Here is a 25,894-nt window from a genome sequence, read left to right as displayed (position 1 = left end):
TGAGAGGTGAGCAAAAGATGCGGATGCTGGTAATTGAAGATGAGCAAGATTTGGCCAATGCGATCGAAAAAGGATTGGAAATGGAAGGATTTGCGGTAGATATTGCATTAGATGGAGAAGAAGGCTGTCACCTGGCGGAAATCCATGCCTACGATATCATCATCTTGGATTTAAACTTGCCAGATAGGAGTGGATTAGACGTGCTGCAACACATACGACATCTGTCCAAACAAATCAGAGTGCTGATTCTAACGGCGCTTTCTGATACGCCTTCTCGTGTGAAAGGATTGAATTTGGGAGCGGACGATTATCTTGGTAAACCATTTGATTTTGAAGAACTGAAAGCAAGAATACGCGCCTTATTGAGACGTGATCTTTTACGAGAAAGCCCGCTGCTCACCTATGGCCCTATCGAGTTGAATCCGATCACGATGACAGCAACTTGTGCTGGGCAACAGCTGACCCTTACTCGTAAGGAGTTTGCCTTATTACAGTATTTTTTATCTCATCCTGATCGAGTTGTCTCGTCCGAAGAATTGGTTGAACATGTGTGGGATCAGCATGCGGACCCTTTTTCCAATTCCGTCAGGGTACATATTACGACTTTGCGTAGTAAGATAAGATCCGTTATCCATGCAAACTTTTTGAATACGGTGCCAGGGTACGGCTATCGACTGAACAAACAAATTGAGGGGTTACCAAAATGACGAAAAGCAGGCGGCTTACATTGGCGGGAACAATCGTATTGTGGAACCTGGGTTTAATCATATTGACAGGCGTGTTTCTGATGGTTTCGCTCAATATTTTCGTGCAAATTATGCTTCCTGCCGTCCATGTGAAGCCTAACGATATACTGCTTCCACAAGACCAAGAAGTGATCGTACCCACCATTGAAGTGAATCAGGTAAACGAAGAGGGGATGCTCATATCGGATGTAAGCTTTTCATCTGAATTGATCGCATTTAAAGGACAAGTTCTCCTTTTTTCGCTGATCTGCCTGATCATCATGATTATATTAGGTGGGATCGGGGCGTATTATCTTTCCAAAAGAAGTCTGTGGCCGGTGCGTTTATTGAGTGAACGGCTGATGAAAATCAATGCCAACGATTTGTCTGTGCAGCTTCCTGTTAAGGAACTGCCAAATGATGAATTGAAAGAATTAACGGAATCGTTCAATACCATGCTGAAAAAAATAGAACATGCTTTTCAACAGCAAGAACGTTTTATGGCCAATGCCGCTCATGAATTTAGAACTCCCTTGACGATTTTGAAGACGAATCTGGACGTCTTGAGGAGTGACCCATCCGCGACTATGGAAGATTATCAGCAGCTCTCGGACATTTTTGAAAAGACGTTAAAACGAATGAATCATATGATCAATGAACTGCTAGTTCTTACTAAAAATAATGATCCGGATAAGGATGTGATTGAAGTTGGTTCGCTGATCCGTAAAGTAGTAAGTGAATTAAACGATTTAGCTTCAACACAGACAATTGCTATTGAAATCCACATCCATCTTGATGTTGAGATATACGGGAACGATATTTTAATCCAGAGAGCCATTAGCAATCTGGTCGAGAACGCTATTATGTACAACAAGCCACAAGGAAAAGTGATCATCACATGCACAAGTCAAGAAGGCGAGTGTTTCGTTTCAATTATGGACACCGGAGATGGTATTGATGAAAAACACATTCCGTTTATCTTTGAACCGTTTTATAGAACTTCGGAAGGCAGAAGGAAGAATAAGGCAGGCACAGGTCTAGGTCTGTCCATAACATTATCCATTATTAAAAAGCATGGGGGAACGATTGAATATTGTCGTGAGCAAACGATGAAAGGTTTTATCGTCCGCCTTCCTGTGCTCGACTAGCGAGCAGGACGAACTTTGTTCTATTTCATGTTAATAGTAACCCCCAGCATTGTCGATCAAAGTGATTTCACCCTGATATGGTTCAACGGAGAAAAGTCGCGTCGACGAGACTACGTGATGTCATCGTGTTATTCCTCAAATGTAAAAGGAGCATCGACATGCTCCGATAAGGCCCTACCTAAATAAAAGTTTTTTGGTAAAATAATAGAAAAAATGTTCATATCTCATGACGATTGTCAAATAAGGGAGGGGTCAAACCATGATCATAGCCACGAAACTTCATATTCCCCAATCACGAAGCGAGCTGGTCGTGCGTTCACGCCTCATTCATCGTTTACATGAAGGTTTGGAGCGCACACTTACTTTGATCACAGCACCAGCCGGGTATGGCAAAACCACCTTGCTCGGTGAATGGGCGATGACGCTGGAAAAGCCTGTCGCCTGGGTCTCACTCGATCAAGGGGATAATGATCGCATGCGTTTTTGGGCACATACGATTGCGGCGCTAAAACAAGCTTATCCGTCTTTTAACGAACAGGCCGTGCTTCGTCATGCCGTGGAAGATCCATCGGGAGTTTCACTGATTGCCGCGCTCGTCAACGGGCTTCATCGTATCTCGCAAACAACGGTGCTCGTTTGGGATGACTTTCATCATATCGAAGAAGAATCAATCTTGAAGGGGGTCACTTATCTGCTGGAACGTTTGCCGCCACATGTCCATCTCTATCTCGCAAGCCGAAATTCTCCATCGCTTCCTCTTTCCAGAATCAGAGCGGGAAATGGGTTGAACCAGTTGGATACAAGCGATCTCCGCTTTGCTCCGGACGAAACGATTGAATTTTTTGCGAAGTGTTCCTATATGGAATTGTCCAGTGAAGACATAGCCGCCGTACAAAAAAAGACGGAGGGATGGGCAGCTGCGATGCGACTGGCGATCTTGTCGTTACATGAACATGCTGATCCCGCGTCGCTGGTCTGGAAGATGGCGGGGACGGAACGTGATATATCGGATTACTTCTTTGATGAGGTGTTAGCCCGACAATCCGCTACAATGCAGAAATTTTTACTCTATACTTCCATTTTGGATAGGATGAAGGGCGAACTTTGTCAAGCGGTAACCGGTATCGCCGAAAGTCATGCGTTTCTGCAACAATTAGACGAGGAAAGCTTGTTTCTTGTAGCTTTGGACGAGCGGCGGGAGTGGTACAGGTATCATCATTTATTTCGGCAATTTTTGACGGCGCAGTTGAAAATACGCGAGCCGAAGCAATGGAAAACCTATCACATGGCAGCTGGAAAATGGTTGAAAGAGAACGGTTATCCGCATGAAGCGGTAGATCATTACCTTGCGGCTGCCTGTTACGAACAAGCGCTTTCATTGGTAGAGGAGATGACACCGGAGCTGATGGACAAGGAATGGACGACGCTCTGTACGTGGCTAAGCGCTATTCCTGATTCTCTGCTATTTACCAGACCGATGATGCTTTTGACAAAACTCGCTTCCCAGTACATGTCCGGGCATGTCGAAGCGGCCACAGATGGGTATTGGAGAACGATTCGCAGACTGGATGAGGACACAGATCCCCTTCCTCCTGAAGAAGCCAAAACATTACATGCCGGACTTGCTTTTCTGGCTGCATTCCGCTCATTTATGGATCGGGATTATGAATACGCGGTACAATTTTCAAAAGAATATGTCGAGAAGCATCCGAAAGGTGATTTCTTCATTGGCTTCGGAAGCGATGGGGATGGCTATCATCCGGTGTGGGATATTTACGTGTCGGATGACAGCCTTCGATTGGCGGAGCAGGTATTACCCCCCTTGCTGTCGATTTGGTCTGAAACCCGAAATGTGCTTTTTGTTGCTCATTTATATATCGACTTAGGAAAAATGCATTACGAACGAAATCGCTTGGTCGATGCTGAGAAGGTTATGCGTCAAGCTTATGATATTGGAAGATTGTATGATAATCGAAGCCTGGCGACCATCGCGGCGCTATGGCTCGCCCGCATTGCCGCCGTACAGGGAGACGAGGAGACGTCAAATCACATATTACGCGAGTTAGCCCAACAAACGTCCAAGAAACCGAATCCCCATTTGTCCGGAAAAATCGCCTGGTTCCGCGCCATGCAAGGCTGGATGCATGGGGAAGAGAAACCGGTGAAACGATGGCTGAGAAAGTGTGGCTTGCGATTCCATGATGAAATTCCGGTATCCATGATCAAGGAATACGATTTATTGGTCTCTGTTCTGGCAGAGCAGGGGAAATTCGAGGAAGCCGCCCCTTTGATAGAGCGTCTTCTTTTCATGGCTAGAGAAACTGGACGGCAAAGCGATCGAATCCGACTTCTTGTTCGTAAGGGCAGGCTTTTATCCTTACAAGGAAAGGTTGCAGAATGCATGGACGTGTTGGAAGAAGCGCTTGCATTGGCGTGGCCAGAAGGGTATATCCGAACCTTTGTCGACGAAGGAGCACCTGTTGGGCAATTGTTGGATCACTATATCCGATTGCGCCAAAATCAGCATCACCGCCCCAGTCATAAGGTGCCTTTATCCTATGTGAAACGACTGCGGAGATTGATTCCGCAAGTCGAAAGGAAAGTCGGTACTCCCCATGAAGGAACGGTGGTCGTATTAACAGCCAGAGAACAAAGCGTGCTTCGGTTGATGGAAACGGGAATGTCTAATAAAGAAATAGCGCTCAAATTGAATGTTTCCCTGGCGACTGTAAAAACACACATTAACAATATCTACGGCAAATTGCAATCCAAAAATCGATTACAAGCGTTGGAACGGGCCAGAACATTGCAGCTGTTCTGACTCGTTCTTTTTATTTTGTAAAAATTATCTCCACCTCCCTGTTCAACCTTTTTGATCTTATGTGCCAGGCAGGGTTGATCACAGATGGACAGGATGTTTGTATAATAAATCGGATGAAGTTATACTCCTTTGCCTTCACATCATCGGAAAAGTCATTGCTTGGTGAAGTAATTCCTCTGGTCAACTCGAGGTTCCGTTAAACCGCGTAAGTCACAATGCCAACAGACCATCTTGCGACCAAAGGGACTAACGGGAATGCCATCGGCGGTTAATGTTCATTTCATTGTCTACCCGTCACGGAAGCGTTCGCATCGCCAGGCAAACCCTTTGCCACAGATGGGAGGGCAAGCATTGGAAGGAGGATTAATGTTGAAATCAATGAAATCCCCGATCAAGTATGTATCCCCATGGCTGATTGCCATGCTCTTCATCAATCTGATTCTATCGCTGCTGGTTATACCAGCGCCAACTCTGGCTCAAGAATCAGAGACAAATGCAAACCTAGTCGGCGTATTTTCGTTCGGAATGGGTAATCATGGAAAATTAGGACATGGCGATACGGATCGTCAATACACGCCCAAGAAAATCGAGAGCTTGACGGACATTCAGGCGATTGCGGCTGCCGATAATCATTCCCTTGCTTTAACGAAGTCCGGAGACGTATACTCGTTCGGACATGGTTATCATGGCGAATTAGGACATGGCGATAGGGAAGATCAACTCACGCCGAAGAAAATCGAGGGATTGGCGGACATTCAGGCGATTGCTGGAGGATGGTATCATTCCCTTGCTTTAACGAAGTCCGGTGACGTGTACTCGTTTGGAAGCGGTACTTTTGGCCAATTAGGACATGGCGATACGGAAACTCAACTCACCCCCAAGAAAATCGAGGGTTTGTCGGACATTCAGGCGATTGCGGCTGGTGTATATCATTCCCTTGCTTTAACGAAGTCCGGAGACGTGTACTCGTTTGGATTCGGTACGCATGGCCAATTAGGACGTACGGAAGATCAACTCACGCCGAAGAAAATCGAAGGTTTGTCGGACATTCAGGCGATAGCTGCCGGGGGTCATTATTCCCTTGCTTTAACGAAGTCCGGAGAAGTGTACTCGTTTGGAAGTGGTACTTTTGGCCAATTAGGACATGGCGATACGGAAACTCAATTCACCCCCAAGAAAATCGAGGGTTTGTCGGACATTCAGGCGATTGCGGCTGGCTCTACCCATTCCCTTGCTTTAACAAAGTCCGGAGAAGTGTACTCGTTTGGAAAGGGTACGCATGGCCAATTAGGACATGGCGATAGGGAAGATCAACTCACGCCGAAGAAAATCGAGAGCTTGACGGACATTCAGGCGATTGCGGCTGGCTCTACCCATTCCCTGGCACTTATCATCGAAGCGACACAAGATAGCACCATTTATCCGGACGAGGCATCGTTCGACAAGAACATCCTGAAGCAGCAAGCGATCTTGGTCACGATGGAGTTGAACGGCAATACGCTCATCGATGTGAGGAATGGCACAACATCGCTATCGGAAGGCGCGGATTACATCGTAAATGGAACGATCGTCACCATTACAAAAGAATACCTGGTCAACCTGCCGATCGGTACGACTACACTGGTCTTTATGTTCAGTGCAGGAAACGATGCAACGCTTAGCATAACGGTGAGCGACAGCACACTTGTCCCCCCAACCGACTTGCTGGCGACAGAGGGAGATGGGAAAGTGGTGCTGAGTTGGACGGCATCCGACGCTGTAGACGGCTATAACGTCTATATGCAAGAAGCGAAGGAAGGGATGCCCCCCGTTGTCGACCGATGGATGCTTGATAATGATGAGGGGCCAGTAACCGGAACGTCCTATACGGTCGACCATTTAACTGCTGGAAAGTGGTATTGGTTTGCTGTAACGACCGTGAAGGATGAGATGGAAAGCGGCTTTTCGGAGGCAACGTCCGAAACGCCGTATACAACGGTTGCGGCTGTCGCATCTCCCGGTGCGATCGAGGTGGGTAAGGGCGTCGCACCAGAGAAGCTGGCGGCCTATCTTCCCGAACATGTCCAAATTCAATTAACAAGCCTGCCGGTCACGATGGACGCGGGTGTGCAATGGGACCTGGAGCATGCTGATTATAACCCGGATCAAGCCGGAGTGTACGCGGTTACAGGAGAGTTGCAATTGCCGGGATATGTTCGCAATCCACAACGGCTGCAAGCCGAAATGGCGGTTCATGTACGGCCGAATACGAATGCGAGACTGAGCGGCATTACCCTGAACGGAGAACCGTTGGCCCCGTTTGATCCGGATATTTATACCTACGATGTGTCGGTTCCTTATGCAACGGAGCAAGTGATCGTGACAGCGGCAACGGATGATCCGGCAGCACACTACGAAGTCGTCGGCGAGGTTGTGTATGGTGGCGTGCAACCGCTGAAGGTCGGCTTGAATCGAATGGACATCCTGGTAAAGGCAGAGGATCCACAAGAGCAGGCCGTCTATACCCTCTATGTGCAGCGTCAGCCGGATGGCGAAGCGCCGCAATGGCGAGCGGGGGATGAACTGACCGTCTCGGACATCACCCCGACGAGCGTGAAACTGTCGTGGCCGAGCGCGACGGATAACGTCGGCGTGGCAGGTTATCGAATCGATGTTGATGTTGACAACTGGATGCCTCAAACCGTTACAGCAAGCGTGTACGAATTCACGGTCACGAGCCTTCGTGCAGGCATGACGTACACCTTTACGGTGAAGGCGTTTGACGATGCAGGCAACGAAAGTGCACCGCTTAGCAAACAAGCGACTACGGCTCGAGCTGCAGGCGGGGACGTTGGCTCAAGCGGAGATTCGGGAAGCGGTCGTGTGTTGTCCAGCAATGCGGATCTGGCGGACCTGCAAGTATGGGCGGGGGGCAAACAACTGAAGCTCAGCCCTTCATTTGCTACGGGAACAACAGAATATACGGCCTGTACCGAAGCCGAACGAATTGAGATTGTGATCAAAGAAGCTCACTCCGCGGCGAAAGTGATATGGAAGAACAAGGTGATTACGGACGGAATTCAATTCGATTTGGAGGAAGGCGACAATACGATTGTACTCACGGTAGAAGCAGAAAACGGCACGAAGAAAACCTATACGCTGACCATATATCGTGAAATATATCGTGAAATGCCAAAGCCAATCGAACCGGTTATTAAATTTACCGACATTGCCGGACACTGGGCGGAAAGTGACATCAAGCGCGCCACAGCGAAATGGATCGTCAGCGGTTATCCGGATTTCACATTCAAGCCGAATAACCCGGTCACTCGCGCCGAGTTTACTGTGATGCTGGCAGGTGTGATGAAACTGGAAGGTGACGGCTCTGTGTTAACATTCACGGATCACGACCAGATCGGTGCGTGGGCGAAGCAAGCCGTTGCGCAGGCCGTACAAGCGGGCATCGTGGTCGGATACAGCGATGGCAGCTTCCGGCCAAACACGCGGATCACCCGAGCGGAGATGGCGGTGATGATCGCTCGGGCGCTACAACTGGAGCTTAACGCGAATGCGTTACCCGGCTTTGCCGATGATGAAACGATCCCTGGATGGGCGAAAGGCGCGGTCGAAGCCATCCGAAAACTGGGCATTGTCGATGGCCGCAGCGACAATCGTTTTGTGCCGAACGAAACGGCTACCCGCGCAGAAGCGACGGTGATGCTGCTAAGATTGTTGGATAGATGATAGAGCATCGTGCTGACAAGTATATCCCTCCGACTAGGAAGCGATCAGTTTCGACGAATCCGGGGAACAACAGCAGAGCGTGAACAAGGCCATGCTTGCGATGGAAAAGATTGATCTGGGAGCCTTGGAGAAGGCGAGAATTGGACTTTCAGACGGACAATGATGCTGAACTGGCGGGCTCCGCACGTTGGAAAGGAAGTGAAAGGAAAATGAGACCGTTTAAATCAGCCGTTCTGTTGGCGGCGTTAGTTCTTTTTTTCGGATGGACCTGGACACAACTGTTTGGGAATGTCGGCATATCGGTTCAGGCCGCCGATGACGGTGCATTCGCGCCGTTAAGCAGTGATTTTGCCGGCGGCTCAGGCACGGAAGAAGCCCCGTATATTATCGAAACCGCTGAACAGCTGAACAAAGTGAGAGATTATCTGGATGCCCATTTCAAATTGGGAGCCGATATTAATCTTTCAACTTACAGTTCCGGAGAAGGATGGTTGCCAATCGCAACGGAATACTCTTCTCCTTTTACCGGAACATTTGATGGCAACGGCTATCAAATTACAGGTTTAAAGATCAACCGTGAAGATGAGAACTACCAATCTTTGTTTGGAGTAACGTCAGAAACGGCTGTCATCCGGAATGTCCATCTCGAGGTCGTGGAGATCAAGGGGTATGATTACATCGGCGGGTTAGTAGGGTATAGCTACGGGATGATTGAAAACAGTACGGTAACGGGAACCCTTATTCGAGGAGAAATGAAGGTTGGCGGGTTAGCCGGTATTGTTAGAAATGACGTGATCGGGTCATCCGCCCATATCGAAGTTGTCGGAGAGCGTGAAGTCGGGGGTCTGGCAGGTCTATTTAGGGGTTCGACTGGTAAAAAGATTACGATTCGCGATTCATTTGCAACTGGTGACGTTGCGGGCATAAATAATCTTGTAGGTGGTTTAGTTGGCATAATTTCATCGGGAAATATAGGAAGTGTCAATGAAATCACGAATTCATATGCGACTGGGGAGGTTAATGGAGCCGAATTTGTAGGTGGATTAGTCGGTAGAGTTATAGATCTTCCATTTGGTGTGATCAGGATTAAGAACTCGTATACGACAGGGAATGTTAACGGTAATCGATTCGTGGGTGGATTGATCGGATATAATACTACACGGGGTTACGGTTCAGTGATAGAGGTTGAGCATTGTTACACGACAGGCAAGGTAACAGGTCATTCTGAGACTGGCGGGCTGGTCGGGGCGAATTATGCTTATGATGAAGAAGGAGATATCATTGATGTCACCGGCAGCTACTGGTTGACCGATAGCTATACTGATGGTGAACTCCCTGACAATGGAATCGGAATACCTGTGGAAGAGGCGGATCTCCGCGATCCGGAAACATTTAAGGATTGGGATCTCACAGAGGGCTGGTACCAGTACGACGGACATCGGCCATTTCTCCAATGGCAAAACCCGCTCATCTCCTGGGCTGCGTCCATTGCAAACGATCAGTTGAACCTTGACGACAAGACCCACATTACCGTGAATACGGAACATCAAAACGGGGATCGCTACAATGCGACAACAACCGCCAGGTATAGCGTTGATCCGGATGACCCCGAAATTGTGCGTGTTGATCCTAACGGGGAGGTCAGCACCGTCAAAGGCGGCAAAGCGACGATCACCGTCTCCTTATTCGACAAGTCCGAGACTCTCGACATCGTCGTGGACAGCGGAAATCCGGAACCGCCGACGATCACCCTTCATCCCGACGGCTGGACCAATGCTGCCAAAGTGGAAGTGGCGATCGACCACAGCGCCGCTAACCCAAGGCAGACAGATGTTCACACGATTCGTGTGAAAGTCGGCGACAAGGAGTGGGAGGATCGTGCATTTAACGGTACACCTATCCGCTTAGAGGTGACGGAAGAAGGGCAAACGAAGATCCAGGCGCAAGCGATGGATGACATCGGCAATAAGAGTACGATCGTTGAGCGGACCGTGAAGATCAGCAGAAGCGGCCTGAAGCTGGATGTGGATTTGTATTTTACCGATAATGACAGTAAAGCATATCCCAGCGGAACGTGGACGAACCAAAGTGTGACCGCAGCGGTTTATGCTTCTCATGACCACGGGATCGCGCTGCGGCCCATTGCATATTCGTTGGATGAAGGAGCGGCTTGGGAGATTTATCATGATCCGCTCGACTTCACAACAGAGGGGCAGTACTCGCTTTGGTTCAGAGTGGAAGATGTATTAGGCAATGAAATGAGCGAGCATGTACTCATCCGTATCGATCACACGAATCCGGAGATCGAATTGAAACCCGACGGCGATGAAACCCTTTCGCGGACCATATCCAGTCAAGTCAACGTGAAGGACGACGGCAGCGGGATCGATGCCGCTTCCCTCCGTTATGTTTGGTCAACGAGTTCAGACCCGTTGGATGAACATGCCGACTGGCAACCTTTCATTAACCAAAGCACGTTGAGTTATGCAGACAAAAACGGCGGCGACTGGTATTTGCACATTTACGCCAAAGATCAGGTGGGTCAAGAGAGTTATAAAATATCCCAGCGCTTTCGTCTGGTGCGTGAGCCCGATCCTTCAGATTCGCCGAGTCCGCCTGCCTCTGCACGCTCCGGCAATGCGACACTGAGGGAGCTCATCTTGTCAGAAGGCGTGCTGACACCGGAATTTTCGGGGGACATTACGATGTACAAGGCTTTGATCCCGCATGATGCTGACAGCATCCAGCTCACGATCCGTGCTGCACATCATCAGGCTGGAATCAGCGTGAATGGTCGGCAAGTCCGGAGTGATCAGGGAAGCATTCGCATCCCCTTGCACACGGATACGGATATCATTGACATCGTGGTCACTGCAGAAGACGGAACGCGCAGAACGTATTCCATCACCGTGGAACGTATGCAAGAGGAGATGCCGGACCCGCCTTCCCCGGAGCCGTTATTTGCGGATATTGCGGGTCATTGGGCGGAGCCGTTCATTCAGGAAGCCTATGCAAAAGGCATCGTTGCCGGATACCCTGACGGTACGTTTAGGCCGGATCATGCCGTCAGCCGCGCTGAATTTACGTTGATGCTCGTTCATGCCTTGCGGCTGGAAGGAGAAGCGGGAGGCGATGCGCCTGCTTTTGCGGACGGGGAGCAAATTGGCGAATGGGCAAAGCAAGCGATTGATTTGGCGGCAAGGGCAGGCATTGTGTCAGGATATGAAGATGGAACATTTCGACCTGGTCGCCCGGTCACTCGTGTGGAAATGGCGGTGATGATCGCAAGAGCAACAGGAGCGGAGTTGACCGACCATGCGCACACCCGCTTTGCAGACGATGCCAGTATTCCGGCATGGGCGAAAAGTTACGTGGAAGAGGTTCGTATCATGGGCATCATTCACGGTCGCGATCGCAATCTCTTCGCGCCGAATGAGACGCTGACCCGCGCGGAAGCGGTCACCAGTATCCTGAGATTGTTGGAGCTGTTGTCACAATAAGGTTTGGTGCAGAAGCGCTTTTGCTTCTGCACCCTTTTTGGTACGCCCGGCATGGGTGCCGTGCTTTAGGGTGAAAGTCCCGAACGGGGGCTGTCGAGCGCCTACCGTTAGCCAAAAGTAAGGGTGTCCATCGTGAGGTGGAATCTGAAGGAAGCTGGAGGCAAACACTCGACCTGAGATACAAGAATCCAATTTGAGGCTAGTACAGTCGGACGAGTCTGCGAAACAAGGCGAAGTCCTAAGGCGCCAAGGGCTGTATGGGTATATTGGACAGGTGCATGGATGAAAGTACGCATCCTTATCCGAGGAGGCCTGCACGGAACGCCATCTGAGGATGGTAACCAAGGCCGTAAGGTTTTGCTGAGCGTGCAGGAGTCAGCAAAGGTCATAGTGCGTGAGTAAGGTACGCCTGAAAAAGGGAAGGGCCAAATGTCAACTCAAGGATGGATCAGACGTTTTCGAGAACGACGCGTTGAAGCAGAATTCCTGACGGAACTCTTCCAAGGAAAGATGGGTGAAGCCCGGAGGGCCTTGAAGTGATGGTTAAGCGTCGTCCGGCAAACTCCGAGCCCCATGAGCACTGGCCGCTTATACGACAACAACTATTAGAAGGGGCCTATCAAACGGCACCAGTCCGAAGGGTCGAAATCCCGAAACCCGACGGCGTAGTCAGATTATTTGGCATTTCGTCTGTGGTAGATCGCTTTATCCAACAGGCTCTTCTCCAAGTGCTTACTCCTATCTTTGAAGCCCATTTTGTCAATGACAATTGAAACCGATCGGGAAGATATAAAGCGGCTTTTTGCTCCGGTTGCACCGGGAATTAAGCTGGGAATTCAAGCATTAAGAGAAGTACATGAGGTAGGGATAACTATACAAGCGTCAATTTCACCTGTACTGCCGTTCACTCCGGATTTCCCAAAGTTACTGGAAGGTATCGTAGATCGGATATGGATAGATACACTTAATATCGGGAATGGTTTGATGGGGAAACGCTCTGAACGACTCGGCAAGCCACAGTTGTTCAAAGCCTATGGACATTCGGAATGGTATCAAAAAGATATCCATCACAGAGTAGAAAAGTACTTTAAGAAAACATTCCCTCAAGAAATGATTCAAGTTTCCAAAGAAGAAGCTTTTCCGGTCTTTGAGAAAGGTACTTAGTTCAGATGAAACCATACCTAGATACTAATTCGCAGGCTATATAGTTTGCCCCTTAAGGATAACTCTCAACATAACTGTCGCAATATAAGCACAAGATAAGACAAGACTTTTCCAGAAAACCAACGAAATGGAGTCTATACATGTCAGTTAAACAACATCTGAGTTTAAGTGGTACTGCTGGCTTAATTGCAATGAGGTAACAGAAGATTTTGATCGTATTATTGCGAAACTATCTTCCGCTAATTTAGCTGAACTTCAGCAATAGAGCGTGCTAGTCCATGGCGATTTCGAAAATGCAGAGCACGCCTTAATTCGATTTCATTCCATCTGCCATACTGGAGATGTTTTTGGCAATAGGAGGGCAGAGCAAGTGCAGCTTGTTCATTCATTGCATGCAGGGTCGAGCGGCGGACAATGACCAGCACCTATATATAATGAGTAATCTGAACAACCTGCAGCGCATTAAGCTCTTGAATTATTCTTCGGGATCCCCCAGTTCACTAGCTTCCACCTTCAACGGGATTTTCTTCACTTTGTTCAGTTTCTTTACATGTAAAGCTGGTTATTGACCGAGATTTAATCGCGACAGCATTAAGTGGCCATTTTTATTTTTTTTCGGCAATAGATACATCCCATCTATTCTGTAACCGAGATTAAACTCTCGGAGCATGCAGATGATGATCTCGAAATACTCACATTATTTTCCCTCACATTGATTCATCATTTTTTTGAGCTTTCTGACAAAGCTCAGAACCTCTCTTGTTGGGACCATTTCTTCCATAATGTGATCACCTCGCCATCATTATAGCTCACGCTACCGGAGATTTCTAATCTCTGTACCAAGAGCTTTCTATCCTCTCCTATTTATTTTTTCGCAGAAAGGTCCGATTTTGGCTTCAAAATGAAAAGGATGATAGAGGGGCATGTCCTCTACTGTTTTTCCGTACCTTGAAAATTAAATACCATCCATTCCAGTACGTTCCCCGCATGCCTAGGAAAGCCAATTTGCAGGTGCGCCATGACCATTCTGCTTGTTTTTTCGATCTGTGTTTGAAGTAGCAGGGTGAGAGCGATTTTATTTTTGTCCGTGCAATAATAAATGGTGGTTCCATTTAAGGCGATGACCCATGCGGGGGATAATGATACTTCCGTCCAGCCACAGCTCTGCTTTAGGCAGATCACGCAATGGGGGCGGCTTGCAGCGATCCTGGGAGAGGTATTCGGACTATACCTATGAGGCCGTTAACCACCGGCCGCTGGAATTGGATTTATGCGATATAACCAAAACAAGGAAGAACAGAGATGCGTATAAGGTTATCGTCCTTTGTCGCATCTCTGTTTAAGATGTAATGAACCAAACGGGGGGCTTATGATGAGTCGAAAATTAATCAGATATAGCATGCAAATTGCCATGTTGAAACAATTATTTGCTCTGTCATTGATTTCGGAAAAAGAGTTTACTCTTATCAAAAACAAAACCATGAAGGAATACGATGTTGTTTCAGACCTGACTTCTTGATTCATACAATTGTTGGTCTGCTTAACTCTTATTACACTGATCGTGATAATAAGACGAAAGGAGCCTTAACAATGGGGTATGCAGTTGAAGTAATCAAAGCCAATCGGAAGCTATCAGATCGTGTTGGAGGAAGGCCAGACCGTCTGCGCGTTGCTCCTTATGCCAGAGTGAGTACCGACACGGAAGAACAGTTAAGCAGCTATAAGTCGCAAGTTGCTCACTATACAGATATGGTTAGCCAACGAAACGATTGGATATTGGTGGACATTTACGCGGATGAAGCCATCACTGGAACCCAAGTGAAGAAACGTGATGATTTCCAACGACTGATAAAGGATTGCATGGATGGCAAAATTGATATGGTTATTACCAAGTCCATTTCAAGGTTTGCCAGAAATACTGTAGATACTTTGAAATATGTTCGCATGTTGAAAGAAAGAAACGTTGCTGTATTTTTTGAGAAAGAAAATATCAACACGCTTACCATGGATGGGGAATTGTTGCTAACCATTCTAAGTTCGGTAGCTCAACAAGAGGTTGAGAATATTTCTTCTATTGTAAAAATGGGCTTGAAAATGAAAATGCAACGTGGGGAACTGGTTGGATTTCAAAGCTGCCTTGGATATGACTATGATCCCGTTACCAAACAGATATCGGTAAACGAAGAAGAAGCTAAGATTGTACGCTACATCTTTGAGCGCTATATTTCTGGTGTTGGTGCATACGTGATTGCAAAAGAACTGATGGAATTTGGATATAAGACGAAAAGAGGGAATCCCGAATGGAATGATACAACTGTTCTAGGCATTATTAAGAATGAGAAATATAAAGGTGATCTCCTTCAGGGAAAGACGTTTACTCTCGATCCGATTTCCAAGCGCAGACTTGAAAATCATGGTGAGGAAGATCAATACTACATCAAAAATCATCATGAGCCAATTGTCAGCGAAGAAGTCTTTAACAAGGCACAGGATATATTGCACCGTAGAGGAAAAAATCGCGGGAAGCTTAAACAAGGCAGTAAACGGGAAAAATACAGTAGGAAATTCGCTTTTAGCAGCAAGTTGGAATGTGCGTTCTGTGGTTCCAACTTCTCTCGGCGGAGTTGGAATAGTGGTACATCGCATGAAAAGACAATTTGGCAGTGTACCACTAACACGAAGAAGGGAAAAAGATTTTGTCCGCACAGCAAAGGAATAGAAGAAAAAATTATTGAAGGTGCATTTATTGAAACGTACAAATTAGTTTGTAGTAATCATAAGGATGTGTTAGACGAATTATTAATCAGAATGGAATCCGTATTTAGTGACCAGAACAATCAAAAACAATTGAACAAAATTATAAATGAAATCCAGGCGATTGAACATAAGCGCTGTAAACTGATCGACTTGCATCTGGAAGAAAAAATAGACCGCCCAACATATGAGCGTAAGTTTGAGGAACTCGAATCCACGTTGACCGAACTGCTCGACGAAAGAGAGGGATTGGAGGAAGCGGCGCAAGAAGAAATCAATATCGAGAAAAGAATTGAACATTTCCGCAAAGTGCTTCAAACGAATGCCATCCTGTCTACATTTGACCGGAATGTGTTTGAGAGCGTCGTTGATAAAGTTATAATTGGAGAGAGCCTTAATGAAGGTAACCCTAATCCTTATAAGCTAACTTTTATCTATAAAACAGGCTTTACGAGCAGCGTTCAAGCCAAGATGGGCAGGCAAAATCGAAAAAAGCCCTCAGTAAATGAAAGGAGTGATTCATGTTCCTATTCCCAACTCAACACATGTGGAATCCTGTACACTGCTCGTGCGGAAGGACAATTAAATCGGAGATGATTGGCCAAATCAAGAGGGGTGAAAGAGCCCCTCTTTTTTTTGTTGACGTAATATCATGCGGCAGCATTAGCCTAGGAGGTTATCTTTTGTGCAATCATTTTGGTCATGGCATGTTGGTGAGGAATACCCGATGAATTGCAGTCGAATACGATTTCCGAGCTTTCCTTCATGAGCCAGTCGCGATAATGCGTGAGTAATTCCCCGGAGTGCCACTTATAGGCATTTGGTTCTTTTTCAGGTGGCGGAGCAATAAACGGTTTATTTACAAACACATTAAAGACGTGAATGCCGTTTTCGTTTGTAAACTGCTTATAATTATCAAATATTTCTTTACGATATTCCGGCTTTATGTAGTGCAGCACACCACTTGAAAAAATAATGTCATAATGAGTATCTAAACGGTAATCCAAAATATCTGCCTTAAAGACATGAACGTGAACTCCGGTTTTTTCAGCAAGGCTTCTTGTCTTCTCAATCCCCGCGTCAGAAACGTCAAATGCGCTAACCTCATATCCATTTCTTGCAAAGAATACGGCGTCTTTCCCTTCGCCGCAACCAATATCCAGTAATCTCAGGCGTTTGGTCGGAGGCATAAGTTGCAAGACCTGATAGCATGCATCATTAGGCTCAGTCCCCCAGTAATAATCTTGTGTTTTATATTCTTCTTCATAAATCGTAATCCGCTTGTCCTGCGCTGTATACCCAAGAAGTTTATCGATGCTTACTTCTAACGTTCTCGATAGCTCAGGGAGTAACGCAATATCAGGCATCGACTGAGCATTCTCCCATTTGGAGACTGCTTGGAAAGAAAGCCCAAGGATTTGTGCAAGCTCTTCTTGGGTAAGTCCCTTCTCTTTGCGGTATATGGCTATGTTCCTTGCTAATGTTTCCTTCATGATCTCTCACGCTCCTTCTAGTAAACCAATTGTATTGGAGCTGCCTGCAATGAACAATAACTTCATATTTGAGCTTTTATAATATTCAACCACCAGTTGAGCCAAGAATAATTCATAGAGCCGCTTCCTGAGAGGGCGTAAGTTAAAGCCGACAGAGTCTATCATTGCTGAGAAAAAGCAAACCATAAGAAATGGACGCTTTTGATTTGATATAAAATAGGGCTAAATTGCGAGTTTCATCGGTGTATAATATGGAAAGGACTGATGATGATGTTGGAAAGATCCAGAAGAAAGGACATCGCATCAAGAATCGTCAAAGCGCCGCCGCACGCAGTTTATGAAGCATTCATGAATCCTAAGGCACTCGTTGCCTGGCTTCCGCCGGAAGGGATGGAAGGTCGGATCGACGCATTCGATGCCCGTGAAGGCAGCATTGAATGCAACATATATGCCCGATAATAGATGCGGCAGATCAAGCGAAGGAGGAATGAACATGACAATGAGGGAGTTATCGCCAGAACAACGTGAAGAACTACTCCAAACATTGAAAGCCCGTTTCGAGAAAAACATGAACCGCCATCCAGGACTTGAATGGGCTGACGTACAAGCAAAGCTTGAAGCAAATCCTGAAAAACTGTGGTCGCTCCATGAAATGGAGGAAACCGGCGGAGAGCCGGATGTCGTTGGTCACGACGGCAAGACAGGCGAGTACATATTCTATGATTGTTCGGCTGAAAGTCCAAAAGGCCGCAGGAGCGTCTGCTATGACCGCGAAGCGCTGGAGTCAAGGAAAGAACATAAACCGAAAAGCAGTGCCGTCGAAATGGCAGCTGCCATGGGCATTGAGCTGTTAACGGAAGAGCAGTACCGGGAGCTGCAGCAGCTTGGCAATTTCGATATGAAGACATCGAGCTGGGTGATCACACCTGAAAGGATTCGAAGACTCGGCGGAGCCCTCTTTTGCGATCGCCGTTACGACACGGTCTTTGTATACCATAATGGAGCGGAATCCTACTATGCAGCCAGGGGGTTCCGCGGCTCGCTAAGAGTCTAAAAAGCAGGGAGTCGGCGCTGCTGCGGGGCTTCCATGGTTTTGGATTGTACTAATAGATCCGCACGTCGATTGAGAATTTTTAATGGAATAGGAAATGTTTTTAGGGAGCGTCTTTTTGGGCGCTCTCTTTTTATTTGGCTGGCAGGGAATGGGGCTAGCTTTGGTAATTATTATTATATCAATTTAATATGTTTACTTATTATATTATTTTGATATAATAAAAATCGATCAAACAAATAAGGAGGAAAACACGATGTTTAAGAGTGGCAATGTAACGGTGATGGTGTCGGATATGAAGAAGGCGGAGCAATTTTATGTCGAAACCCTTGGATTAAAGCTGTTGCCTGAAAGCGACGGGCATTTTGCGCAGATCGAAGCACCAGGGGTGACGATCGGACTCCTGCATCTAGACGGCGAACATGGGGGTGACCCGGTAAATTCGGGCAGCATGTCGATTGGCTTGGAGGTAGAAGAAATGAAGTCGGCCATCGAGACACTTAAGTCTCGCGGCGTAGAGTTCCATCATGCTGTAGAAGGCGAAGCCGCCAAAGTCGTACATTTCAGTGACCCTGACGGCAATGCCCTCTACTTGGTTTGTAACCGATAAGCCGAGGAAATTGAGACAAAGTAAGGAGGCATCTTCGGCATGGGCCCGAAAACCAATGTCATTATGGTCGTTGCCGGATTGCTGGCGGCGATGTTTATCGGCGCTTTGGACGCGACAGTCGTCGCCACCGCGACGCCGCATATCATCACGGATTTGCATGGCCAGAACCTGTTCAGTTGGGTGTTCGCCGTTTATACGCTGACTACTTGCGTGGCGACGCCCATTTTCGGCAAGCTGGCCGATTTGTTCGGGCGCAAAGCCGTGTTCGCGGTCGGCATCGGTTTATTCGTCCTCGGTTCCATATTGTGCGGGGCTGCACAGTCGATGCTTGAGCTCATTTGGTTCCGGGCTTTGCAAGGCTTCGGTGCCGGGGCACTCGCGCCCGTATGCTTTACGATTATCGGCGACTTGTTCTCGGGCAAGCAGCGCGGCAAAATGATGGGGATTTTCTCATCCGTTTGGTCTGTAGCTGGCCTTCTAGGCCCACTGATCGGGGGGTATTTCGTCGATCAGGTGTCATGGCGCTGGATATTCTACATCAACGTGCCGATCGGTGCCGCGGCCCTGCTGCTGGTCGTCCTATTTTTGCACCAACCGATCGAACGCCGGGCGAAAAAGATCGATTACCTCGGAGCGCTGACCTTTACCGTATCCTTCTCTACGCTCCTTTATGCACTGCTGAGCGGGGGAGCCGAGCATTCGTGGAATTCCCCGTTGATCGTGGGGCTGTTCACGGCATCCGCCGTATTTTTAATGCTGTTCCTCTGGATTGAGAAACATGCGGATGAACCCATGATCCCTTTGTCGATTTTCCGGATTCGCGTATTGAACGTGACCAATATCAGCGGTTTTCTGACGTTCGGCATTACGACAGGGTTGACGGTTTACACGCCGATCTGGATTCAGTCGGTGCTCGGGAACTCCGCGACGAGCTCGGGACTGATCGTCATGCCGATGTCCCTGGCCTGGCGCTTGCCGCCAACATCGCTGGCAGGCTGATGTACCGGGTCGGGGTGAAAACCTCGATTGTATTCGGGTCTGCTCTGGTAGTGGCCGGCTCAGTCTGGCTTATTGCGCTTCAGTTGAACTCCCCTTACGTATTCTGGATTGGCATCCTCATTCTAATCGGGCTGGGAATGGGCTTCGTGGCGACACCGTCCACGGTTGTCGTGCAATCGGTCGTCGGCTGGGAGCAACGCGGCGTCGCGAACGCTTCCAGCATGCTGTTCCGTTCGCTGGGCCAAACGGTCGGCATCGCGGTGTTCGGTACGATTTATAACCAACATGTGACATCCCTCAGCTCCAGATCGGAGCTGGCTGCCGGTTTGCATGCCGTTTTTCTGCTCCTGTTCGGCATAGCGGTTGCGAACATGCTTGCCGTGATGCTTCTGCCAAAACGTCGTAATATGATGGCGCAGCAGCAGGCCGGGGGATAGAGGAGTGGACAATAGGCCGACAATCGGCCCTCCAAACGGATCGGACTTGGAAAAGTCGCGGTGACCGCGGCTTTTCTGTTTTTTCAGCCCACCGTATGTTATACTGTTGTTTACTTAATAGCAGTAGAACGGATAAGGGAGGCCATTCGCTTGTACGAATTGTTCATACTCGGCGAATTGATGAATAACCCGATGCACGGCTATTTGCTGCATCAGATTTTGAACGGAATTGTTGGACCCACGCGAAAGGTCAGCTGGGGGGCGATTTATCCGCTTATCCACAGCATGCTTGCAGACGGTCTGATCGAACAGGTTCCCGATGAACAACCGGAGGGTGCCCGGCAGGGAAGAGGTAAAAAGGTAAAGACTTATAAACTTACAGACGAAGGCAGAATTCGTTTTTTCCGGCTGATGGAAGAACCGATTCCATACTCCCCGGATTACGAGCTGCATTTTTATACGAAATTGAAAAACTTTGAAATGATCAGCAAGGAATTGCAGTTTTTGATTTTACACCAATACAAGGATTACCTGCGTTATGAAATCCGTCATGAAGAAGAACGGTTGGAATATGCTAGCAAGGACGAGCGGATTCCTGCCGGAGAGCAGCGCTACATTCAGATCTTTTTCCGGCATCGACTGGAGAAGCTCCGCTTTGACGAAGAGTGGGTTTTACAGTTAATCGATAGCCATCGAGCGGAAGGAAAAGAGCTTGAACGGAAGTAAGAGCTGATAAGCTGAAAGCAAACCATGAGAAGTGGTCGACCATAGTGAACTCGAAATGACAATGTGTCGAAAATATGGACTGAAATAATAGAGAAGAGGGGCATGCCCCTCTTCTTGTTTTTTTAATCAGCTCTGGTGACATTGAATCGTATTAAGACCCTCACCAAGTGGATGGCGAGGGTCAGTTCCATATCCGTTGTACCTCCACAAGGTCTTGATCGCTGAAGCTTAGCTTGTAAATGTCAGGCATATCGAGCTGTCTCCAGAAGCTAAAATCAAACCGCGGATCGAAATGGTTCATGATCAACACCATGATGTTTCCATGAGTCCCGATGGCGATGTTGTTCCCTTTATACTGTTCCAGTACTCTTTCAAGTGCCCGGACCCCTCTCGATTGGGCAGCCTGATTGGACTCTCCGCCTTCCCAGGCGAAAGAGTAGTCCTCCCACACCTTGGCGACTGCATGCTCGAAGTCGTCGACGGGGTGCTTTGATAATAATCGTTCTCGAAAATCTTCTTCGAGGATGATCCCGGCCCCGATTCGTTCCGCTAGCCCCTCGATCGTTTGAACGGCTCTCTTATACGGACTCGATATGAGGACATGAATATATTCAGGCTCCAGCAGCTCCGCAACTCTTGCAGCGTCCTGATGTCCGCGTTCCGATAAGGGTCTGTTTCGTTCATCCGGGGAATATACCGAGTGCGCATGCCGAACGAAATAGAGGTTTGTCATCATGTGCGCCAACCAACTCTCTTCTCAAGATTATGCACCATATTTTAACATATCAATTGATGCAATATAAGCTGAAGGATTGAACGGGATTAGGAAGAAGCAGCGTAGAAGCCTCTATTGCTTCACCATCCGCTCCCGGAATATTGGATATTGAAATGGGTGTTGACAGGGATTATTTGGAAGGGGTATACTGTGTGAAATTTAATCAAGGGAAAACGCAATGAATGGGAACAGTAAGGAGCTGCATTGTTCAGAGAGCTGTCGGTATCGGTGGGAGACAGTCAATCAGGCCCTGAAGCTCACCCATGAGCGGTAAGGCTGAATTTCAGTAGGTCTTAACGGATGACCTCCGTCAGAAGGTTCCAAGATCATTCGCGGATTCTTTAGGCGTCCAGCGAATTGAAAAAGAGTGGTACCGCGAGGGAAAACCTATCGCCTCTTTATAGGCATAGGTTTTTTTTATTTGTAACAACAAACCATGAATAAAAGGCAGGGGATCGGCATGGAACATGTAATTGAATACTATTCCCGGTTCGATGAGTGGGGAAGGCTGGATCGGGAGCCGTTGGAATTTATCATTAACTGGCATTATATGAAGCATTATTTGCCTTCAAGCGGGAGTGTATTGGATAACGGCGCAGGGCCTGGAAAATATGCAATGGCATTAGCGGAGCAAGGCTATCAAGTCACCCTTTCCGATTTAACGCCCCGACTTGTTGAAACGGCAAGGGAGAAGGCGGCCGAACGGGGGCTCATGGAACGCTTCGCCGGCTTTCATGTATTGAATGCAACGAATTTAAACGGTTTGCCCGATGAGTCCTTCGATGCCTCGCTCATGTTAGGACCCCTCTATCATTTGCAGCGGGAAGAAGAACGAATTCGTGCCGTTCGAGAGCTGTTCCGTGTTACGAAGCAGGAAGGGATGGTGTTTGTTGCTTTCCAGAGCCGAATGCGGATGACATTGACGTCGTTACAATTCCCGGATTTCTGGAAGCCGAATAACACGATGGATGCGATCGATCGGTTCCGCAGGACCGGGATATTTAATCACGCCGATCCGGGGCGCTTTACGGGTGCGTATTACTTCAACATTGATGAGATCAAGCCCTTCATGGAAAGCCATGGATTCGAAACGATCGATTTGATCGGCTCTTCTAGCATCGGCGGCTTGCTGTCGCAGGAACAGATGCAGGCATGGGAGGACAAGGGCGAGTCTGAACAGCTGCTGAACACGCTGATTGATATGGCAAGGGACCCATCCATTGCGGGGATCTCCTCTCATTTGCTGTACATCGGCAAAAGGAAATAGCGGCAGAACCGTGAAATTATACGTACGCCAACGAAAAATACATCGATATATATAAAAGGATAGGGGAGGAGCACGGTTGGAACGTATCATCAGCATCGCGAAATCTGGGCATCAAGGATTGTCAGCCGCCGCCATAAACTCGTTCTTTACGCGGCTTGAGCAGCAGGCCCTGGAAGTGAATCATTTTATTCTGCTGAAGGAGGGGAGGTCGGTGGCCGAATGGTACCGCGCCCCCTACCGGAAGGAATGCCTCCAGCTGCTGTATTCCTTGAGCAAAAGCTTTACCTCGATCGCAGCGGGGATCGCCTGGGATCAAGGATACTTGGAGCTTCACGACCCGGTCATCTCGTTCTTTCCCGATGAACTCCCGGGCCGGGTGTCACCGAATCTTGCGAAAATGACCGTGCATCATCTGTTGTCCATGAGCACCGGCCATCTCGGCAACATCTATCCTGCAATCGCGAGGGAGGAGAACTGGGTCAGGGCGTTCCTTGCCCAAGAAGTCGAGCTTGAACCGGGAGAACGCTATTGCTACACCACGCACGCTACCTATATGGTGGCCGCCATAATCGAGAAGGTGACCGGCCAAAGTCTGGTTGATTTTCTGATGCCCCGCTTGTTTGAACCGCTGGGGATTTCAAGGCCAACCTGGGAGACGTGCCCGATGGGCATCGCGGCTGGAGGAATGGGTCTCAGTCTTACCACCGCAGACGTGGCCAAGTTCGGCCAGATGCTGTTAAACCGGGGGATGTATGAAGGCAAGCGAATCGTATCGGAGCGGTATATTGAGCTTGCTACATCCGAGCAGAGCGATAACCGTCCAGGCGTAGAACGGGTCGACTGGGCACAAGGGTATGGGTATCAGTTTCACCTATGCCGCCGGGGCTGTTACCGGGGGGACGGCTCCTTTGGCCAGATGTGCTTTGTGACCCCTCGCGAAAACATCGTCATTGCAGTGAACGCCAGCTTTAAGAGTATGGCCCGCCTTCAGGTTCTGCTGGATTTGATTTATGAAGAGCTGCTGGACGCTAAGGAGATTCAGCAGTCCGAGGACCTTCAGGACGATCCCCGACTGCAGCACGGGCTGAGCCCAGCTTTCATAAAGACGGTCTGGAGCAGGGCAAGTTCGACTGGTACGAGATTCCGCCTGCCGTTATCTTCCGGTTCCGAAAGGATTGAGGACGGACGATGACGCAGCTGAGGAACATTTATGTCGTGAGGCATTGCCAAGCCGAAGGGCAGGCACCGGAAGCCAGGTTAACCGGCATCGGCATGCTGCAGGCGGCAAGGCTTGCCGAGTCTTTCTCGGATCACGCGATCGATTGTATGGTTTCAAGTCCATATGCGAGGGCGCGGCAAAGTATTGCCCCGCTTGCCGAACGGTTAGGCTTGGAGGTAACCCTGGATGAAAGGCTTACGGAGAGGGTATTATCCGGATCGCCTTCACCCGATTGGCGGGAGAAGCTTCGGCTTACTTATGACGATATGGGCTTATGTTATGATGGCGGGGAGTCCAGCAGTACGGCGATGAAGCGGGCCGTTCAAGCGGTTGAGGATATTCTAAACCAAGGCTGCCGCAATGCCGTCCTCGTTTCGCACGGCAATCTGATCTCGTTGCTGCTGAAATATTTTGATGACCGGATCGGATTCAAGGAGTGGGAGGCGCTAACCAACCCGGATGTGTATCGGTTGTCCTTTCCGATCGATGGCGGAAGTCCAAGCTTGCTTCGGATCTGGCCCGCATGACTTTTTCGCTGATTGCATGACCTTATAAGCGGATTGCAGGATCTGGGTGAATATAGAGGTCTTAACGACTTCACAAATTTTATAGCTGTAATTATGCATCTGCCTCTTGACCCTGACACTAATGTCAGGGTTTATGATAGGTTCAAGATCATGAAGGAGGTGGCGTTAACGGTATGAAAATCGGAGAGCTTTCAGCCCGGACCGGCGTGAGCATCCGTTCGCTCCGTTACTATGACAAGCAAGGCTTGCTCACGCCGACTCGCCTTGAGAACGGCTACCGGGAGTACTCGCCGTTTGCGGAACAGCAGGTACGGACGATCCAGCTATATCTTAATCTCGGGCTATCGACAGAGCAGATCGCCGGCTTTCTCCACTGCGTCATGAAGAATAAAGAAGCGTTCTGTAAGGAGGTCGTCCCGGTGTACCGTGAAAAGCTGGCCGAGATCGAGGAACAAATCGCTCTGTTGTCGGCGGTGAAGTCCAACCTGGAGGAACGCATCCGGTCCATTATGGAAGAAGATCCGCCAAATCAACCGCTGGGAGGAGAATGAGCAATGAGCCTGCAAACCGTCAGTACATCAGCATTTCGCAGCGCGGTGCGCCAGAAGGATGTAGTTTTGGTTAGTTTTAGTACGAAATGGTGCCCGCCCTGCAAAGTGCTTCGCCCGATCCTTGAGGAGCTGGGGAATGAAAAGGGGAATCGCCTGTCGGTGCTGCAAGTCGACTGTGATGCGTCGCCGGAGCTTGCTGCACGTTATGGAATCATGTCCACGCCGACCGTCATCGTGTTCCATCAAGGCGAACCGGTCAATAAACTCGTCGGCTTGAGACCGAAGAAGGCCTATGAGGCGGCGCTTGCGCGCTATGCCTAACGGCGGCGAAAAGACGGGGAACAAGGGCGTGTGCCGGAACGTACAAATGGATTTTGCGCGATGAGGTATAACTGTGGTTAAGG

19 protein-coding genes, 2 pseudogenes and 1 other annotated feature are annotated in these 25,894 nt (G+C 48.5%); of the genes and pseudogenes, 19 read left to right on the top strand and 2 right to left on the bottom strand.

Going from position 1 to position 25,894, the window contains the following annotated elements; translation table 11 throughout:
* Window positions 1-17: 17 nt before the first annotated feature.
* The 9 genes and pseudogenes from NSQ46_RS23420 to NSQ46_RS23380 all read left to right on the top strand — a co-directional run bounded on the left by NSQ46_RS23420 (window position 18) and on the right by NSQ46_RS23380 (window position 16,432).
* Complete coding sequence (locus tag NSQ46_RS23420; protein WP_342574887.1) at window positions 18-707, top strand: response regulator transcription factor; 690 nt, start codon at window positions 18-20, stop codon at window positions 705-707.
* A complete protein-coding gene (locus NSQ46_RS23415) occupies window positions 704-1,873 on the top strand; it encodes an ATP-binding protein (RefSeq protein WP_342574885.1) in 1,170 nt (389 codons plus the stop codon). The genes NSQ46_RS23420 and NSQ46_RS23415 overlap by 4 nt, the downstream gene beginning before the upstream one ends.
* A gap of 259 nt (window positions 1,874-2,132) precedes the next feature.
* Window positions 2,133-4,694 (top strand): LuxR C-terminal-related transcriptional regulator, encoded by a 2,562-nt coding sequence (locus NSQ46_RS23410; protein ID WP_342574883.1) that lies wholly within the window; start codon window positions 2,133-2,135, stop codon window positions 4,692-4,694.
* A 366-nt stretch (window positions 4,695-5,060) separates the two neighbouring features.
* Window positions 5,061-8,417 carry an S-layer homology domain-containing protein gene (locus NSQ46_RS23405; protein ID WP_342574881.1) on the top strand — a complete coding sequence of 1,119 codons (3,357 nt, stop codon included), beginning with the start codon at window positions 5,061-5,063 and terminating at the stop codon, window positions 8,415-8,417.
* 140 nt (window positions 8,418-8,557) lie between these two features.
* Window positions 8,558-11,917: an S-layer homology domain-containing protein gene (locus NSQ46_RS23400; RefSeq protein WP_342574878.1), complete on the top strand. Its 3,360-nt coding sequence runs from the start codon at window positions 8,558-8,560 to the stop codon at window positions 11,915-11,917.
* Between the two features lie 575 nt (window positions 11,918-12,492).
* Window positions 12,493-12,666 (top strand): annotated as a pseudogene (locus tag NSQ46_RS23395) (group II intron reverse transcriptase/maturase); the annotation flags it as partial.
* Between the two features lie 13 nt (window positions 12,667-12,679).
* Complete coding sequence (locus NSQ46_RS23390; RefSeq protein WP_155609839.1) at window positions 12,680-13,081, top strand: hypothetical protein; 402 nt, start codon at window positions 12,680-12,682, stop codon at window positions 13,079-13,081.
* Window positions 13,082-13,244: 163 nt separating this feature from the next.
* Window positions 13,245-13,448 (top strand): annotated as a pseudogene (locus NSQ46_RS23385) (GTP cyclohydrolase); the annotation flags it as partial.
* A 1,223-nt stretch (window positions 13,449-14,671) separates the two neighbouring features.
* Window positions 14,672-16,432, top strand: a complete 1,761-nt coding sequence (locus NSQ46_RS23380) for a recombinase family protein (RefSeq protein ID WP_342574874.1) — start codon at window positions 14,672-14,674, stop codon at window positions 16,430-16,432.
* A gap of 71 nt (window positions 16,433-16,503) precedes the next feature.
* Here NSQ46_RS23380 and NSQ46_RS23375 read toward each other — a convergent pair whose 3' ends face one another.
* The gene (locus tag NSQ46_RS23375; RefSeq protein WP_342574872.1) at window positions 16,504-17,328 is read right to left on the bottom strand and encodes a methyltransferase domain-containing protein; all 825 of its coding nucleotides are present in this window, start codon (window positions 17,326-17,328) and stop codon (window positions 16,504-16,506) included.
* Between the two features lie 493 nt (window positions 17,329-17,821).
* Between NSQ46_RS23375 and NSQ46_RS23370 the strand changes: the two genes are divergently transcribed.
* The 5 genes from NSQ46_RS23370 to NSQ46_RS23350 all read left to right on the top strand — a co-directional run bounded on the left by NSQ46_RS23370 (window position 17,822) and on the right by NSQ46_RS23350 (window position 21,151).
* Window positions 17,822-18,382: a DUF4256 domain-containing protein gene (locus tag NSQ46_RS23370; RefSeq protein WP_342574870.1), complete on the top strand. Its 561-nt coding sequence runs from the start codon at window positions 17,822-17,824 to the stop codon at window positions 18,380-18,382.
* A 253-nt stretch (window positions 18,383-18,635) separates the two neighbouring features.
* Window positions 18,636-18,989: a VOC family protein gene (locus NSQ46_RS23365; RefSeq protein WP_144879148.1), complete on the top strand. Its 354-nt coding sequence runs from the start codon at window positions 18,636-18,638 to the stop codon at window positions 18,987-18,989.
* A gap of 39 nt (window positions 18,990-19,028) precedes the next feature.
* A complete protein-coding gene (locus NSQ46_RS23360) occupies window positions 19,029-19,988 on the top strand; it encodes an MFS transporter (RefSeq protein ID WP_244869244.1) in 960 nt (319 codons plus the stop codon).
* Window positions 19,988-20,425, top strand: coding sequence for a hypothetical protein (locus NSQ46_RS23355; RefSeq protein ID WP_251537133.1), 438 nt, complete (start codon window positions 19,988-19,990; stop codon window positions 20,423-20,425). The genes NSQ46_RS23360 and NSQ46_RS23355 overlap by 1 nt, the downstream gene beginning before the upstream one ends.
* Window positions 20,426-20,575: 150 nt before the next feature.
* Window positions 20,576-21,151 carry a PadR family transcriptional regulator gene (locus NSQ46_RS23350; RefSeq protein ID WP_213615983.1) on the top strand — a complete coding sequence of 192 codons (576 nt, stop codon included), beginning with the start codon at window positions 20,576-20,578 and terminating at the stop codon, window positions 21,149-21,151.
* A 181-nt stretch (window positions 21,152-21,332) separates the two neighbouring features.
* Here NSQ46_RS23350 and NSQ46_RS23345 read toward each other — a convergent pair whose 3' ends face one another.
* Window positions 21,333-21,884 (bottom strand): histidine phosphatase family protein, encoded by a 552-nt coding sequence (locus tag NSQ46_RS23345; RefSeq protein WP_213616088.1) that lies wholly within the window; start codon window positions 21,882-21,884, stop codon window positions 21,333-21,335.
* A gap of 211 nt (window positions 21,885-22,095) precedes the next feature.
* Window positions 22,096-22,327 (top strand) — a binding site (T-box leader).
* A 59-nt stretch (window positions 22,328-22,386) separates the two neighbouring features.
* Here NSQ46_RS23345 and NSQ46_RS23340 point away from each other — a divergent pair.
* The 5 genes from NSQ46_RS23340 to NSQ46_RS23320 all read left to right on the top strand — a co-directional run bounded on the left by NSQ46_RS23340 (window position 22,387) and on the right by NSQ46_RS23320 (window position 25,811).
* The gene (locus NSQ46_RS23340; protein ID WP_342574863.1) at window positions 22,387-23,193 is read left to right on the top strand and encodes a methyltransferase domain-containing protein; all 807 of its coding nucleotides are present in this window, start codon (window positions 22,387-22,389) and stop codon (window positions 23,191-23,193) included.
* A gap of 76 nt (window positions 23,194-23,269) precedes the next feature.
* Window positions 23,270-24,385: a serine hydrolase gene (locus tag NSQ46_RS23335; protein WP_342574862.1), complete on the top strand. Its 1,116-nt coding sequence runs from the start codon at window positions 23,270-23,272 to the stop codon at window positions 24,383-24,385.
* Window positions 24,386-24,390: 5 nt separating this feature from the next.
* On the top strand, window positions 24,391-24,939 hold the full coding sequence (locus tag NSQ46_RS23330) for a histidine phosphatase family protein (protein ID WP_040739052.1): 549 nt from the start codon (window positions 24,391-24,393) through the stop codon (window positions 24,937-24,939).
* Between the two features lie 173 nt (window positions 24,940-25,112).
* Window positions 25,113-25,490: a MerR family transcriptional regulator gene (locus NSQ46_RS23325; RefSeq protein WP_007130916.1), complete on the top strand. Its 378-nt coding sequence runs from the start codon at window positions 25,113-25,115 to the stop codon at window positions 25,488-25,490.
* A gap of 66 nt (window positions 25,491-25,556) precedes the next feature.
* On the top strand, window positions 25,557-25,811 hold the full coding sequence (locus tag NSQ46_RS23320; protein ID WP_232239267.1) for a thioredoxin family protein: 255 nt from the start codon (window positions 25,557-25,559) through the stop codon (window positions 25,809-25,811).
* Window positions 25,812-25,894 lie beyond the last annotated feature (83 nt).

It is taken from the genome of Paenibacillus sp. FSL M8-0142 (genome assembly GCF_038597315.1).
In the GTDB taxonomy this organism is placed as follows: Bacteria; Bacillota; Bacilli; order Paenibacillales; family Paenibacillaceae; genus Paenibacillus_AQ; species Paenibacillus_AQ lactis.
Note: the sequence above shows the minus strand (reverse complement) of the source record. Positions and strands in the feature narration are given on the sequence as shown.

Bases quoted from the DNA above. Each gene is read 5' to 3' on its own strand.
- NSQ46_RS23420 (WP_342574887.1), top strand. From the start codon at position 18: ATGCGGATGCTGGTAATTGAAGATGAGCAAGATTTGGCCAATGCGATC.
- NSQ46_RS23415 (WP_342574885.1), top strand. From the start codon at position 704: ATGACGAAAAGCAGGCGGCTTACATTGGCGGGAACAATCGTATTGTGG.
- NSQ46_RS23410 (WP_342574883.1), top strand. From the start codon at position 2,133: ATGATCATAGCCACGAAACTTCATATTCCCCAATCACGAAGCGAGCTG.
- NSQ46_RS23405 (WP_342574881.1), top strand. From the start codon at position 5,061: ATGTTGAAATCAATGAAATCCCCGATCAAGTATGTATCCCCATGGCTG.
- NSQ46_RS23390 (WP_155609839.1), top strand. From the start codon at position 12,680: ATGACAATTGAAACCGATCGGGAAGATATAAAGCGGCTTTTTGCTCCG.
- NSQ46_RS23380 (WP_342574874.1), top strand. From the start codon at position 14,672: ATGGGGTATGCAGTTGAAGTAATCAAAGCCAATCGGAAGCTATCAGAT.
- NSQ46_RS23375 (WP_342574872.1), bottom strand. From the start codon at position 17,328: ATGAAGGAAACATTAGCAAGGAACATAGCCATATACCGCAAAGAGAAG.
- NSQ46_RS23370 (WP_342574870.1), top strand. From the start codon at position 17,822: ATGACAATGAGGGAGTTATCGCCAGAACAACGTGAAGAACTACTCCAA.
- NSQ46_RS23365 (WP_144879148.1), top strand. From the start codon at position 18,636: ATGTTTAAGAGTGGCAATGTAACGGTGATGGTGTCGGATATGAAGAAG.
- NSQ46_RS23360 (WP_244869244.1), top strand. From the start codon at position 19,029: ATGGGCCCGAAAACCAATGTCATTATGGTCGTTGCCGGATTGCTGGCG.
- NSQ46_RS23355 (WP_251537133.1), top strand. From the start codon at position 19,988: ATGTACCGGGTCGGGGTGAAAACCTCGATTGTATTCGGGTCTGCTCTG.
- NSQ46_RS23345 (WP_213616088.1), bottom strand. From the start codon at position 21,884: ATGACAAACCTCTATTTCGTTCGGCATGCGCACTCGGTATATTCCCCG.
- NSQ46_RS23340 (WP_342574863.1), top strand. From the start codon at position 22,387: ATGGAACATGTAATTGAATACTATTCCCGGTTCGATGAGTGGGGAAGG.
- NSQ46_RS23325 (WP_007130916.1), top strand. From the start codon at position 25,113: ATGAAAATCGGAGAGCTTTCAGCCCGGACCGGCGTGAGCATCCGTTCG.